The organism is Stenotrophomonas sp. TWI700 (assembly GCF_039673645.1).
Taxonomy (GTDB): domain Bacteria; phylum Pseudomonadota; class Gammaproteobacteria; order Xanthomonadales; family Xanthomonadaceae; genus Stenotrophomonas; species Stenotrophomonas maltophilia_AA.
Genome location: NZ_JBDJMB010000004.1, coordinates 111,340 through 125,462 on the forward strand (window position 1 = coordinate 111,340; position 14,123 = coordinate 125,462).

General features: G+C 64.9%; 8 protein-coding genes. 3 read left to right on the plus strand and 5 right to left on the minus strand.

Features of this window, described 5'->3' with window-relative positions; all coding sequences use genetic code 11:
- The 5 genes from ABE473_RS05245 to ABE473_RS05265 form a co-directional block, all read right to left on the minus strand.
- Entirely contained in the window at positions 1–3,027 is a 3,027-nt protein-coding gene (locus ABE473_RS05245; RefSeq protein WP_346488745.1) for an RHS repeat-associated core domain-containing protein, read from the minus strand.
- A gap of 26 nt (positions 3,028–3,053) precedes the next feature.
- A complete protein-coding gene (locus ABE473_RS05250) occupies positions 3,054–5,780 on the minus strand; it encodes an RHS repeat domain-containing protein (RefSeq protein ID WP_346488746.1) in 2,727 nt (908 codons plus the stop codon).
- Positions 5,781–6,066: 286 nt separating this feature from the next.
- Positions 6,067–7,944, minus strand: coding sequence for a propionate--CoA ligase (gene prpE, locus ABE473_RS05255; protein WP_346488747.1), 1,878 nt, complete (start codon positions 7,942–7,944; stop codon positions 6,067–6,069).
- Positions 7,945–8,216: 272 nt separating this feature from the next.
- On the minus strand, positions 8,217–9,203 hold the full coding sequence (locus ABE473_RS05260) for a malate dehydrogenase (RefSeq protein ID WP_346488748.1): 987 nt from the start codon (positions 9,201–9,203) through the stop codon (positions 8,217–8,219).
- 62 nt (positions 9,204–9,265) lie between these two features.
- Complete coding sequence (locus ABE473_RS05265) at positions 9,266–9,760, minus strand: peptidylprolyl isomerase (RefSeq protein WP_346488749.1); 495 nt, start codon at positions 9,758–9,760, stop codon at positions 9,266–9,268.
- A gap of 329 nt (positions 9,761–10,089) precedes the next feature.
- Between ABE473_RS05265 and typA the strand changes: the two genes are divergently transcribed.
- Genes typA through ABE473_RS05280 form a run of 3 tightly spaced genes read left to right on the plus strand, consistent with a single transcriptional unit; the run spans position 10,090 to position 14,115 of the window.
- Positions 10,090–11,937, plus strand: coding sequence for a translational GTPase TypA (gene typA / locus ABE473_RS05270; protein ID WP_121042902.1), 1,848 nt, complete (start codon positions 10,090–10,092; stop codon positions 11,935–11,937).
- 14 nt (positions 11,938–11,951) lie between these two features.
- Complete coding sequence (locus ABE473_RS05275; RefSeq protein WP_313209644.1) at positions 11,952–12,437, plus strand: DUF2127 domain-containing protein; 486 nt, start codon at positions 11,952–11,954, stop codon at positions 12,435–12,437.
- A 55-nt stretch (positions 12,438–12,492) separates the two neighbouring features.
- On the plus strand, positions 12,493–14,115 hold the full coding sequence (locus ABE473_RS05280; RefSeq protein WP_346488750.1) for an amidase: 1,623 nt from the start codon (positions 12,493–12,495) through the stop codon (positions 14,113–14,115).
- Positions 14,116–14,123: the final 8 nt, after the last annotated feature.

The window sequence follows — 14,123 nt, forward strand, 5'->3', positions numbered from 1 at the left end:
TTATTTCTTCCTATAGAAAATGTGACTACCCGTACGCTGCTCAGCCCTTGGGATATTTCCAAAATTCCTACCATTCTCTGGATTTACAGGCTGACGGGGATGACCTTCGCGCGTTACTGACACTCTTGGCTCATGTTTGGGCCCACCATCCATAACTCGCACATCCATCTTCATGGATGGAACATTATGAAGAGTACCCGACTCGGTCCCTGAGTCGTTGGATATCTTCACACCCTTGTATCCCGCGCCCTCCAGGGCTGACCTGGTGTCGGCCGGACTATTTCCGACTCTTACCCCTCCAACGGTAGGACCTCCAATCTCCGACCCCATCGCTCTCGTGAAGGGCGCCGCGATTGATCTGATGATGCCTGGCAAAGTGAAGCCACCTAAAGCCACAGTTGCAAGAGCCGTCCCATTGTAGTGAAAGGCATCATCTCCGAGCTCATTCCCGAATCCTGGATTCCCCATTTGATCAACGTTCGAGAACCACTCTTCATCACGGCCGTCAGGGTCGGTAAATTTATATGGGTTACCTAATACATAAGAGTATCGGTTGAATTTTCCGCCAGCCTTTAAGTCCACGGCTACCGGATCCACCGACAAGAACACCCCCACCGTCGGATCCATATACCGCTGCTGCATGTACGTCAGCCCGGTACTGGCATCCATCACGTGCCCGGTATACCCCACCCCGTCTGTTGCGGCACCGATGCTCGCGCCATACGGCGTGTACGCCGTCCGCAGCACCACCGCCGCCTGCTCATTGGTCTCCGCCACCGGACTGCCCAGCGCATCGGTGTGCTGGTAGCGCACACTGACTGCCCCACTGCCAGCAACCTTGCGCGCTGCCACCAGGCTGCCCGCCAGCTGGATGTACTGGGTGCGCTCGCCCGTCCCTTGATCCCATAGATATGCCAGTGCACCACCCTGGCTGTACAGGTAGTGCCGGTTCTTGCCGCTGCCCGCATCGACCACTGAACTGCGGCGGCCGTGGCCGTCGTACCGGTAGCGCTCCAGCGAGGTTGCCACGCGCAGCCGGTTGCCGAAGTCGAACTGGTAGCCCTGCCCGTTCTTGATCGACAGGTTGCCCTGCACGTCGTAGCCCAGGCCGATGATGGCCGCACCGCCGGCGTTGCGCACGACGGTAAGGCGGTTGCTGCCGTCGTAGTCATAGCGGCGCTGACCTTCGCCCGGCTGGGTCCAGGTCCGCAGGTTGTCCAGCGCGTCGTAACCGAAGCGGTACCAGCCGTCACCGCCGAAGGCCGGTGAGTACGCCGCCGTAAGACGGTCCTGCGCGTCGTACTGCATCTGGCGATTGTGACCACTGCCCCGGACCAGGTCGTTGATCGCGGTGACGTTTCCGTTGGTATCGAAGCTGGTCTGCAGATCCAACGTGCCGGTATCGGTACTGCGTGACGGCAACAGCCGGGCGTTCTGCTGCATCTGGTGAACGATGCCGTTGCCATACACGAACTGCTTCACTGCGCCGTTGGGGTAGTACTGCACGCCGGTCGCAAAAGTGCCGGCCTGGCTCGGTTGACCGAGCGCATTGGGCGCATACGTTACCTGCAGGCCTTGCGGGAAGGTCTGCACGGCAAGGTGGCCATTGCTGTTGTACCCCTGCCCCAGGCTCAGGTCGAGCACGCCCTGCTGGGTCAGCGTTTCGCCCGTCAGCAAGCGGCGCTTGTTGTAGACGTAGGTATTGACCACCGCCGGCGTACCGTCGCCGTTCTGGGTGGTGATCTGCGCTGGCAGTCCATCGGGCGTATACGCCCAGCTCTGGTTGCCGCGCCCATCCGGGAAGGTGAGCGTGCTGGGGCGGTTGCGTGCGTCGTAGGTACGGCGCACGACGCGGCCGCTGGCCTCGGCGGCCGCGCGATCGCAACTCTGCGTATTCGGCAGCGACAGGCCCGACGCACTCCAGGCGAGATTGCCTGCCCCGTCGTAGCCCATCACGGTGGCGCCGGTTTCCGGCTCGATCACTTTGCACAGACGTTGCTGGGCGTCGTAGACGTAGCGGCGGGCGAGCTGTAGTGGCGGCGGGATGCGGAATACGCCTGAGTTGCTCAACAGATCGTTGCCTGCGCCTGCAGGGGAGATCCCGTGCACATACAGCAGTGCGTTGGCATGTGCCTGGCGGATGGCGTCTGTCAGCGCGAAGCGGAACTGGTAGCGCGTCCCGGTCGACTGGCATGCCGCTGCATGAGCCGGCTCACTGGGGACGTCCGCACGCAGGGGCGCGAGCACCTGGCCCACACCTGCCGCACCCCCGGCATAGATGTGGACATCGACCGGATCCACTCGCCCACTGGAACAGGCCCACCCGCGCAGGTAGTAAATACCGTCCGCCCCCTGCTCCATCCCGTCCACAGAGCCCCGTATCACGGACTGCGCCACAACGGCAGAGACGGCACCGGAGGTGGCAGTCTTGCCGTTGTTGTCGGTGGCCACGCCCGTGATCTGGTAGCTGCCCGGGCCCGCGCCACCCCAGGTGAAGGCAAAGGGCGCTGCGGTGCTGCTGCCGATGTGCCCACCATTGGCGTAGTAATCCACACGCACGACGTGGCCGTCAGGATCGCTGGCGTTGGCACTCAGGCCGATGTTTGCCGGGCCGATGAACGGCTGGCCGGTAGGCGCGTTGAGGCTGATGGTGGGAGGTTTGTCCCCCGCAGGCACCACGGTGAAGGTGGCGCTGGCGCTGCGTGTGCCTCCTAGATTGGATCGAGCGTTGGCAAAGACGGTATATGACCCTGCCGGCAAATTGGAAAACACATAGCTCAGCGACTCGCCTGACCCGCTTGCCACCACTGCACCTGCATACGTGATGCTCAGTTGGCTGACGTAGACCCCGTCGTCGATGGTGAAGGCGACGAGGTTGACGTGGACAGTGGCCGGCGCGGTGTAAACCGCGCCCTGCGACGGACTGTCAATCTGAACCCAAACATACGGGTTGGACTTTTGCGCCATCACCGGCCACGCCAGCACGACCCAGAACAGCAGCAGGTACTTCAGAAGATGCTTGTGCATGCCAACGACTCCTTGTCTGCGCCTGCTCATCGGTCCGGACCCGAACGGGAGATTTCGACCGGATTGCCAAACACGTTGCGGGTGATCTGGGTGGAAACACCCTCCGGCGCGTCGATGCGCACTGGCAGGTCGTAGCCGGGTACATCCCACGCCTGGAAGCTCTCCACCGTGGCGAAGCCACGCGGATTGATCACCTGCCGGCGCAGCCCGTTGAGATAGTTGGTGGTGGTGGTCAGGCGGCCATGCTCGGAATCCACGCCCACGCTGCTGATCCGATCCAGTGCGTCATAGCTGGTGAACGTGCCGGGCAACGCTGCGCGGAAATCGGTCACGCTGCGCGACGGGTAGGACTGGAAGGTCTTGCGGCCCAACCTGTCATACCGGTTGACCACCTGGGTCAAGGTCTGCTGCGGGTTGGACAGGTCCCGGCTTTCTTCCACGACCGGGCGCCAGAAGGCATCAAAGTAGAGACGCCGCTGGCGATTGCCCTCGCTCTCCGTCAGCCGCCAATGCCCGGCCGCCAAGCCAAATTCGGCAACGGCCACCCGTTCGAACTGCCTGCCTATCGCGTTCCATGCCACCGTGTCGGCAGTGGGATAGGTTCGCTGGGAAAGGCGACCCATGGCGTCATAGGCGAAGGTGGAACTGAAGCCGTTCTCGTCGGTGGTCCGGGTCACCCGGCCAAGATCGTCCACGGCAGCCGATTCGGCGCTTCCATCGGCGTAGCCGACAACCCGGGGAATGCCGCGACGCCAGTCGGAGGCGATGGTGATGTTGCCTTTTCCATCGGTAACGCTCTCCACCTGACCATCGGCGTAGTAGGACAGGCGCATCTGCAGCTCGCCGAAGGCGTACTGCTCGATCGGCAAAGCGGTGTTGGCGTCGAATACCGTACGCGCTGTCTCCGCACCGGTTTCAACATTGACCGTGCGGGCGGTCTGGCCCAGCACCCAGCGCGCGGTGTTGTCGTGGTACTGGCGGCTTTCCGTCCGGGCGAAGCCCAGGCTGCTGCTGGAGACCGTCGAGAGCGGGCGTCCCATCCCATCCAACGCGGTGACGGTGCTGCTGAACGTGGCACCATCACGGCTGGTCGTTGTTTGAATGCCGGGGCGAAGGTACTCGGCGGTGTAGCCTCCGGTGCGTACCTGCTGGGTGCTACCCAGACGCGCCGCGAACTGCGTGCCCGCCAAAGGCCACTGATAGCGTTGCACTGTGGTCTGCAACACCGCCTGCGCGCTGCTTCCCTGTTCAACCTTGAGCAGCTTCCCTTCGTTGTAGCGGTAGCTGTTGCCGTAGGTATGCCGCGTCCAGCTGCCTTCCGGCCCCGTAATCGTGGTCACGGCAACGCCCGCACAGCTGTCGTCCAGGCATCGCGGCAGCGAGCAGTCGCCACTGGTGCAGACCGGGCCCGTACCGGGTGCGAAGGAGATATTTGCGCCGTAGCTGTAGGTCCATTCGGCGGTGTCCACGCCCGGGCCCGACAAACGCTTCGTGCGCAGTACCACGCCGTCGTAAGCGAGCGGATACCTGGCTACGTCGTCGTTGGGATCGTTGTTGGGGCGCGAGTAACCATTGCACACCATGGGCACGTTGCTGCGGCCGCGCATGCTGTAGCCCACGGTGAACTCGCCCACGGCGCCGGACGGATGCACGAAGCGGCCCACGCCGCCTGGCTCGTTGTTCAACAGCCCCGGATAGCCGCAGGTGCGGATGATGTCACCGGCACCGGTGGAACGGTCGTACTGGAAGTAGATGTGCGACAACGCGTATGCATCGATGGACCAGCTGCTGCCATCGGGCAGATCCACCCCTACCAGCGTACCGGTCAGATCGTTGGGATACGTGTAGCGATAGGTCCAGGTTTGCGACCCGTTGCTGATCTGCTGCACATGGCCGCGGGCGTTGTAGCTGAAGCTGATCTGCCGGCCGTCGCTGGCGGTGATCGCCTCCAGCCGCACCGGCGCGTTGGCCGCATTGCTGTAGCGGTAGCTTACCCAGTTGCCGAAGCGGTCCTCCACGCGCGTGGCATAGAGCTCGGACCTTATGCGGTTGGCGTTGGCCGGGTTGATGAGATTGCCTGCGGCCACGCGGGGCTCGTAGAAGCCAGCTTGCCAGTCGAAGGTGTAGCGCATGCCGTCGGGTGTGAGGGCCACGAAGCCCTCCCCCACGGCATTCTGACGCGACGGCGTGCAGGAGAACCAGGTGAAATCCGCCGTCAGCCATGGATACGGACCGCCAGTGGTGGGCCGTTGCAAAGCGTTGGCCTCGGCCACGAGCATTTCCTGACTGCCGCGACCCGGGATGACCAGGCGGTTCCCCTGCCAATAGTCAGTCGGGCGGTAGTTGTTGCCGTTGACGTTGACCGTCGGGGGCGCTCCAAGGCCATTGATGGTCGTGCAGGCGCTTGCCCAGCCGGTCGCGCCCATGAACACGCCGGACAATCGCGGCAACTCCAGGTTCCAGTCGGCCATGGGCAGATCGTCGTAGTAGTAATCGGCACGATTGCTCGGTGTCATCGAGCGGCTCACGTCGATCGGAATTCCGGTTCCCGGCAGCGACAGATCCGTGGCCGAGAAACCGACGCTGCCGCTATACATGTCCACGCTGTCGCCGAGCAGACCGCTTTCCAGCGCGGTCATATCGGTCTTGCGCTGGATCAGCTTGTCGTACTCCTCCCAGGGATAACGCATGCCCTGGGCCTGGACGACGCCCGGCAGCAACAGGGCGACAAGGATCAACCGATAACCGCGCATGCTCACTCCTTCGAGACCTGGACTTCCTTGTCAGGCAGCGCTTCGCCCTATACCGGACAAGAACCTGTGGACACACACCCACGACCTGTCGCAACTACACAGGTGCAGGCGATCAAGAACATTCAATAGTCGTACTGCGGCATCTACGGATATCCCCGCGCACTTCCCCAAGTGCGCTACCCGTCACCGGTCTCCCGGCCGGCCGAGTATGTCACGCCGTCGCAACGACGGCACGCATCACCAACGGCCACGTCGGCCAGCCGCCCGGAAGGCGGCTGGCACTCCCTCAGCTGCCCAGCGCGCGGCGGATCTCGTCCAAGGCCGCCGGGTCATCCAGGGTCGACAGATCGCCCGGATCACGCTCCTCGGCCAGCGCCTGCAGCGAGCGCCGCAGCAGCTTGCCCGAGCGCGTCTTGGGCAGCGCGTTGACGATATGGATGTGCGCCGGCCGCGCGACCGCGCCGAGGGTGTTGGTCACCCGCTGCATCATCTCGGCCGCCACGGCGCTGCCGTCTCCCTGCAGGGCCTTCTTGAGCGTGACGAACACCAGTGGCACCTGGCCCTTGAGTTCATCCTTGACCCCGATCACGGCGGCCTCGGCCACCAGCGGATGGCCGGCGATGCACTCCTCGATCTCGCGCGTGCCCAGGCGGTGCCCGGCCACGTTGATGACATCGTCGGTGCGGCCCAGGATGAAGGTGTAGCCGTCTTCGTCTTGGATCGCCCAGTCGAGCGAGCTGTACAGCAGTTCCTTGAAGTGGCTGAAATAACTCTGGATGAAGCGCGCATCGTCCTTCCAGACCGTGGTCATGCAGCCCGGCGGCAGCGGCGGGATCATCACCAGCACCCCCTTCTGCCCCGGCGCGACAGTCTCGCCGGTGTTCTCGTCGATGACCTTCATCCGGTAGCCGAGGTTCGGGAAACCGGGCGAGCCGAAGCGCACCGGTTTCATGTCCACGCCCGGCAGCAGGGTCAGTGCCGGCCAGCCGGTTTCGGTCTGCCAGTAGTTGTCGATGATCGGCTTGCCGAGTGCGTCGTTGATCCAGTGCGCGGTCGGCTCATCGAGCGGTTCGCCGGCGAGGAACACGTACTTCAATGCTTCCAGATCGTGGCGGCGGATGAAATCGGCATCGTGCTTCTTGAGCACGCGGATCGCGGTCGGCGAGGAGAACAGCGTGCGCACGCCGTACTGTTCGCACAGCGCCCACCAGATGCCCGGGTCCGGGTTGGTCGGCAGCCCTTCGTACAGCAGCGAGGTGCAGCCGCCGATCAGGGGGCCGTAGACGTTGTAGGAATGCCCGACCGCCCAGCCCACATCCGAGGTGGAGAACATCACCTGACCGGGTTTGCAGTCGAACACGGTCTCCATCGACTGCGCCATCGCCACTGCGTAGCCGCCGACATCGCGCTGCACGCCCTTCGGCTTGCCGGTGGTGCCGGAGGTGTAGAGCAGATAGCTCGGCTCGCTGGATTCCAGCCACACCACCGGCACATCCTGGTCGCCCACTTCGGCACGCAGCGTGGCGTAGTCGACGTCGCGGCCGGGCACCTTCGGTTCGGCCGGGTCCAGGCCGCGCGAGACGATCAGCACGTGCGGTGGCGGCGAAGCGGCTTCGGCGCAGGCAGCATCGACCATCGCCTTGTACGGAATCACTTTGCCGCCGCGCTTGCCGGCGTCGGCGGCGATCAGCAGCTTCGGTTCGGCGTCATCGATGCGCAGTGCCAGGTTGTGCGCGGCGAAGCCGCCGAACACCACCGAATGGATCGCCCCGATGCGTGCGCAGGCCAGCATCGCGAACACGGCTTCGGCCATGTTCGGCATGTAGATCACCACGCGGTCGCCACGCTGTACGTCCAGCCGCTGCAGCACGGCGGCGAAGGCATTCACTTCACGGTGCAGCTCGCGGTAGGTGATCTCGCGGGTGACGCCGGTTTCGCTGGAGACCGCGACCAGCGCGAGCTGATCCGGGCGATCGACCAGATGGCGGTCGACCGCGTTGTAGCAGAGGTTGGTTTCCCCGCCGACGAACCAGCGCCGGAACGGCGGGGTGCTGTAATCGAGGATCTGCTGCGGTGGTGTATGCCAGTAGATGCGCTGGGCCTCTTCGCCCCAGAACGCCTCGGGTTCATCGACCGAACGTCGATAGACATCTTCGTAACGCATGACAGCCCTCCCAGACAAAGTCATGGGATCGAGCATAGTCCGATGGCGGCGGACGAACTGTCCGACCTTGGTCGTACGTAGTGCCGGCCGCTGGCCGGCTCCTTGCACTACCGGGGACCTGGAGAGCCGGCCAGTGGGCGGCACTACCGGGAATACGCGACCGACCGTGCCGGGAATACGCAGCCGACGGTGCGGCCAAAAAAAACGCCGGGCAAGCCCGGCGTCTTTCAATCCGTACCGACCAACGGTCGGTACCTACCGCAGCAGCTCGATCAACCCAGCAGGTGGGCGACGCCGGAGCGCTCTTCTTCCAGCTCGGCCAGGGTCTTGTCGATGTACTTCTGGCTGAAGTCGTCGACCGGCAGATCCTTGACCAGGGTGTACTCGCCGTTCTCGGTGGTGACCGCGAAGCCGAAGATGACGCCTTCCGGGATGCCGTAGGAGCCGTCGGACGGCACGCCCATGGTCACCCACTTGCCGTTGCTGCCCAGCACCCAGTCACGGATGTGGTCGACGGCGGCATTGGCGGCCGAGGCCGCCGAGGACGAACCACGGGCTTCGATGATCGCCGCGCCGCGCTTGCCCACGGTCGGGATGAAGGTCGATGCGTTCCATTCCTGGTCGTTGATCGCCTCGGCGATGGAGACACCGTCGGCGGTGGCGAAACGGTAGTCCGGGTACATGGTCGGGCTGTGGTTGCCCCACACGATCAGCTTCTCCATGCCACCGACCGGCTTGCCGAGCTTGGTCGACAGCTGGCTCAGCGCACGGTTGTGGTCCAGGCGCAGCATGGCGGTGAAGTTGCGCGGGTTCAGGTCCGGCGCCGACTTCATGGCGATGTAGGCGTTGGTATTGGCCGGGTTACCGACCACCAGCACCTTGACGTCACGCTTGGCGACCTTGTTCAGCGCCGCGCCCTGGGCGGTGAAGATCTTGGCGTTTTCCAGCAGCAAATCCTTGCGCTCCATGCCCGGGCCGCGCGGACGCGCGCCGACCAGCAGGGCGATATCGGCGTCCTTGAAGGCCACTTCGGCGTCATCGGTACCGACCATGCCTGCCAGCAGCGGGAAGGCGCAGTCTTCCAGTTCCATCATCACGCCGCGCAGGGCGGCCTGGGCCTTGTCGACCGGCAGCTCGAGCAGCTGCAGGATGACCGGCTGGTCCTTGCCCAGCATGTCGCCGGAGGCGATGCGGAACAGCAGGGCGTAGCCGATCTGGCCGGCGGCGCCGGTCACGGCAACACGAACAGGTGCTTTCATGGGGATTTCCTCTGCTAAGAAACGTAAAAACGGCCCCCTTCACAGGGGCCGTCGGGATCGGATCAGGCGGTGGGGATCAGCTTGTTCCACTCCGCCACGCGCTCGGTCTGGGCGGCCAGCACGGCGTCGGTGTCGCCTTCCAGAGTGATCGAATGGATCACGTCGCCCTGCTTGACCGAGTCCACGATGGCCTGGCCGTCGAGGACCTGGCCGAACACGGTGTGCTTGCCGTCCAGCCAATCGGTCTTGATGTGGGTGATGAAGAACTGGCTGCCGTTCGTGTTCGGGCCGGCATTGGCCATCGACAGCGAACCGACCTGGTGCTTCACGCCGTTCTTTTCATCTTCGAACTTGTAGCCCGGGCCGCCGGTGCCCTGGCCCTTGGGGCAGCCGCCCTGGATCATGAAGTCCGGGATCACGCGGTGGAAGACCAGGCCGTCATAGAAGCCGTGCTTGACCAGGTTGACGAAGTTGGCGACCGTCAGCGGGGCCTTGTCGGCGAACAGCTCGACCTTGATCGGGCCCTGGGTGGTGTCGAAAGTGGCGATGAGGGACATGCAAATCCTTGGGGTACGGGGGTTTGTCGTTAGCCCCATAGGATACACCCGTGGTATGCGCCACCGCATGCGCGCTGCCGCCCCACGCTTCGCTGCGCGAACCGCGGGCCCCTCTTACCAGCACCCACACCCCCGCCGCTTCGCGGCAGCCCCCTGACTCAGGGGGCGGTGGTGCTTCCTGCATCATCGCGGCGCCCCGGACAGGCGTCCCTCACACAGCTGAATGCCCGTCCGGCAAGGCTTGCGACGCACTTTTCGCGATTGGTCATCTTGGCCGTATAATGTTGGACTTCTTTTTCCAAATCCGGCGCCGACTGGCCCCCTTTCGCATGTCTATCGAAAATCTTCGCAACATCGCCATCGTCGCCCACGTCGACCACGGTAAGACCACCCTCGTCGACCAGCTGCTCAAGCAGTCCGGCACCCTCTCCGAGCGCACCGTGCTCGCCGAGCGCGTGATGGACAGCAATGACCAGGAAAAGGAACGCGGCATCACCATCCTGGCCAAGAACACGGCCATCACCTGGGAAGACAAGAAGACCGGTATCAAGAACCGGATCAACATCGTCGACACCCCGGGACACGCCGACTTCGGCGGCGAAGTGGAGCGCGTGCTGTCGATGGTCGACACCGTGCTGATCCTCGTCGACGCGATGGACGGCCCGATGCCGCAGACCCGCTTCGTGACCCAGAAGGCCTTCGCGATGGGCTTCAAGCCGATCGTCGTGGTCAACAAGGTCGACCGTCCGGGCTCGCGTCCGGATTGGGTGATCGACCAGGTCTTCGACCTGTTCGACAAGCTCGGTGCCACCAATGAGCAGCTCGACTTCCCGATCGTCTACGCCTCGGCCCTGAACGGCTACGCTGGCCTGGAAGACACCGTGCGCGACGGCGACATGACCCCGCTGTACGAAGCGATCATGCAGCACGCGCCGATGCCGGAAGTGGACCCGGAAGGTCCGTTCCAGATGCGCATCAGCCAGCTGGACTACAACAACTTCGTGGGCGTGATCGGCATCGGCCGCGTGCAGCGCGGCACCCTGAAGAAGAACATGCAGGTCGCGGTCATCGATCGTGAAGGCAAGAAGCGCAACGGCAAGGTCGCGCAGGTGCTGGGCTTCCTGGGCCTGGAGCGCATCGAGCAGGACACCGCCGAAGCCGGCGACATCGTCGCCATCTCCGGTATTCCGGAACTGACCATCTCCGACACCCTGTGCCACCCGGATACCCCGGAAGCCCTGCCGGCGCTGACCGTCGATGAACCGACGATCTCGATGACCTTCCAGGTCAACAACTCGCCGTTCGCCGGCAACAAGGACCTGTCCGGTGGCAAGTTCCTGACCAGCCGCCAGATCAAGGACCGCCTGGATCGCGAGCAGGTCCACAACGTCGCCCTGAAGGTCGAACAGCTGGAAGACGCCGACAAGTTCCTGGTCTCCGGCCGTGGCGAACTGCATCTGTCGGTGCTGATCGAGAACATGCGTCGTGAAGGCTACGAGCTGGCCGTGTCGCGTCCGGAAGTGATCATCAAGCAGATCGACGGCCAGGCCATGGAGCCGATCGAGCAGCTGGTGGTGGACATCGAAGAACAGCACCAGGGCGGCGTCATGGAAAAGCTGGGCACCCGCAAGGGCCAGCTGAAGAACATGGAGCCGGACGGCAAGGGCCGTGTCCGCCTGGAATACCAGATCCCGGCCCGTGGCCTGATCGGTTTCCAGAATGAGTTCAAGACCCTGACCCAGGGTTCGGGCCTGCTGTTCCACGTGTTCGACCATTACGGCCCGAAGGAACAGGGTTCGATCGCCAAGCGCCAGAACGGCGTGATGATCGCCAATGCCCCGGGTGCCACCCCGGCGTACTCCCTGGGCCCGCTGCAGGAACGCGGCAAGCTGTTCGCTGCTGAAGGCGACAACGTGTATGAAGGCCAGCTGGTCGGCATCCACTCCAAGGACAACGATCTGACCGTCAACGCGATCAAGACCAAGCCGCTGACCAACATGCGCGCCTCGGGCAAGGACGATGCGATCCAGCTGACCCCGGCGATCAAGTACTCGCTGGAGCAGGCCCTGGACTTCATCGAAGACGACGAGCTGGTCGAGATCACCCCGAAGGAAATCCGCCTGCGCAAGAAGGGCCTGACCGAAAGCGACCGCAAGAAGGCATCGCGCGGCGGCTGATCGGACCCATTGTCGTGATCGACAAGCCCTACAACCCGGATCCTCACAAGCATCCGGGGCTTCACCTGATCGCCTTGCTGGAAGCCAGCAAGGCGGTTCTGGCGCTGTTGGCTGCGACCGGGCTGGAAATGCTCGGCCCGCAGCCCCTGCGCGATGCGGTCAATGCCCTGATCCGGCGTTTCAGTCTGGACCCGGATCACGGCACCCTGCCCTCGCTGCTCAACATGATCAGCCCCGATGCGGTGCATCTGGCGGCTGCTGCAATGGTCGCCTACGGCGTCCTGCATCTTTTCGAGGCCTGGGGCCTCTGGCGCGCCAAGGCCTGGGCCTCCTGGCTGGGCTGCGTCACTGCCGGCATCTACCTGCCGTTCGATATCTACGCCATCCTCCGTCACCCGGGCTGGGCCTCGTGGTCGGTGCTGGTGATCAATCTGATCGTGGTCGGCGTGCTCGCCCGCGATATCCGCAAACGCCATGGCAAGGCCGCCCAAACGGCTTGAGTTGCCAAGCGGCGCCCGTGGTGGTTAGCCTGTCGACCGGTTCGGGGGGACAGGCATGCGCCTGACACTGACATCGCTGATGCTCATCGCGCTGGCCGGCTGCAGCCCGGGCCCGGCGCCCCTGCATGCCCGTGAATCGCCTGCGCCGCCCCCCTCGCCGAGCGCCACGCTCCCGTTCGCCTTTGCCGAAGCCGGCATCAGCGACCTGCAGTCGCGCATGGCCAGCGGCGAGCTGGACAGTGTCACCCTGACCCGCGCCTACCTGGACCGCATCGCCCGCCTCGACCGGGCCGGCCCGCGCCTGCGCGCGGTCATCGAGCTCAACCCCGATGCGCTGCGCGAGGCCGCACAGCTGGACGCCGAGCGTCGCCAGGGACAGCTGCGCGGCCCGCTGCACGGCATCCCGCTGCTGCTCAAGGACAACATCGGCGCCAGCCCCATGAGCACCACCGCCGGCTCGCTGGCCCTGGAAGGGTTCCGCCCGGACGATGCGTTCCTGGTCCAGCGCCTGCGCGCGGCCGGTGCGCTGATCCTCGGCAAGACCAACCTGAGCGAATGGGCCAACTTCCGCTCCAGCCGATCGATTTCCGGCTGGAGTGCACGCGGCGGCCAGACCCGCAATCCGTACCGGCTCAGCCACAACCCGTGCGGCTCCAGCAGCGGCAGCGCGGTGGCGGTCTCGGCCAATCTCGCGGTGGCGGCGATCGGCACCGAGACCGACGGCAGCATCGTCTGCCCCGCCGCGGTCAATGGCGTGGTCGGCTTGAAGCCGACGGTCGGACTGGTCAGCCGCGAGGGCATCATCCCGATCTCCTTCAGCCAGGACACCGCCGGCCCGATGACCCGCAGCGTGGCCGACGCAGCCGCCCTGCTGACCGCCATGGCCGGACGCGACGAGGCCGACCCGGCCACTGCGACCATGCCCGGACGTGCGGTCTACGACTACACCTCGCGCTTGAACGCCGACGGCCTGCGCGGCGCGCGGATCGGTGTGCTGTACGGCGACCTGATGCAGAAGCCGGGCATCGCGCCGGCCCTGCAGCATGCCGTGGCCGTGCTGCGCGATGCCGGCGCGACCGTGGTGCCGGTGCAGTTGCCGACCCAGGGCCAGTGGCAGGACGCCGAACGGATCGTCCTGATGCACGAGTTCAAGGCCGGGCTGCAGCGTTACTTCACGACCTACCGCGCGCCGGTGCGCAGCCTGGACGACGTGATCGCCTGGAACCGCCAGCATGCGGGCAAGGAACTGGCGCTGTTCGACCAGGACCTGATGGACACCGCCGCGACGATGGGCGGCCTGGGCACGCCCGAGTACATCCGCGCGCGCAGCGATGCCCGCCGGCTGGCCGGCCCGGAAGGCATCGATGCGGTGCTGCGCGAACAGAAGCTGGATGCACTGGTGGCGCCGACCACCGGCGTGGCATGGCCGATCCGGCCGGGCAGCGGCGACGACTTCCCCGGCGAGAGCTACAGCGCCGCAGCGGTGGCCGGCTACCCGAGCCTGACCGTGCCCATGGCGCACGTGGACGGCCTGCCGCTGGGGCTGCTGTTCATGGGGACCGCGTGGAGCGAGCCGCGCCTGATCGAGCTGGGCTACGCCTACGAGCAACGAACCCGCGCACGCCGTCCGCCGCGGTTCCAGACCGATACCCTGCTGACCAACGGCGTCGCGCCCTGAGGCGTGTA

Excerpts from the sequence above, each read along its gene's own strand:
- ABE473_RS05245 (WP_346488745.1), bottom strand. The coding sequence starts at position 3,027 with ATGCACAAGCATCTTCTGAAGTACCTGCTGCTGTTCTGGGTCGTGCTG.
- ABE473_RS05250 (WP_346488746.1), bottom strand. The coding sequence starts at position 5,780 with ATGCGCGGTTATCGGTTGATCCTTGTCGCCCTGTTGCTGCCGGGCGTC.
- prpE (WP_346488747.1), bottom strand. The coding sequence starts at position 7,944 with ATGCGTTACGAAGATGTCTATCGACGTTCGGTCGATGAACCCGAGGCG.
- ABE473_RS05260 (WP_346488748.1), bottom strand. The coding sequence starts at position 9,203 with ATGAAAGCACCTGTTCGTGTTGCCGTGACCGGCGCCGCCGGCCAGATC.
- ABE473_RS05265 (WP_346488749.1), bottom strand. The coding sequence starts at position 9,760 with ATGTCCCTCATCGCCACTTTCGACACCACCCAGGGCCCGATCAAGGTC.
- typA (WP_121042902.1), top strand. The coding sequence starts at position 10,090 with ATGTCTATCGAAAATCTTCGCAACATCGCCATCGTCGCCCACGTCGAC.
- ABE473_RS05280 (WP_346488750.1), top strand. The coding sequence starts at position 12,493 with ATGCGCCTGACACTGACATCGCTGATGCTCATCGCGCTGGCCGGCTGC.